This is a genomic window from Peribacillus sp. SIMBA_075 (genome assembly GCF_046534585.1).
This window is the reverse complement of record NZ_JAWRYN010000692.1, coordinates 1-269: the sequence shown is the minus strand read 5'-3', so window position 1 is coordinate 269 and position 269 is coordinate 1. Positions and strand designations below refer to the sequence as shown.

Below are 269 nucleotides of genomic sequence, written 5' to 3'. Positions count from 1 at the left end.
AGGAAAATTCTCGCTTTAGTGCTTTCGATATCTATTCCGAAGGCGGATTTTCCTTATTATCATGCAGACATGAACAATCAAGCTTCACCCGTCCCTCCATCACAGCTGTTAACCCAGGCGGCTACCAGGGTTCCGCCCCACGCCTGGTTCGGCGTTTCGGCCATCTTTCACTATCTTGGCCCATCTTTTGCTGTCCTGCTGTTTCCCGCTGTTGGGGTCCTCGGCGTTGCCTGGTTCCGCATCGCCTCGGCCGCGCTGATTTTTGCGCC

General features: G+C 54.6%; 1 protein-coding gene. It reads left to right on the top strand.

The genetic code is table 11. The annotated features are described in order from the left end of the window. A partial coding sequence (locus SB775_RS29965) for a hypothetical protein (RefSeq protein WP_410864886.1) occupies positions 1-269 on the top strand: 269 nt, incomplete at both ends.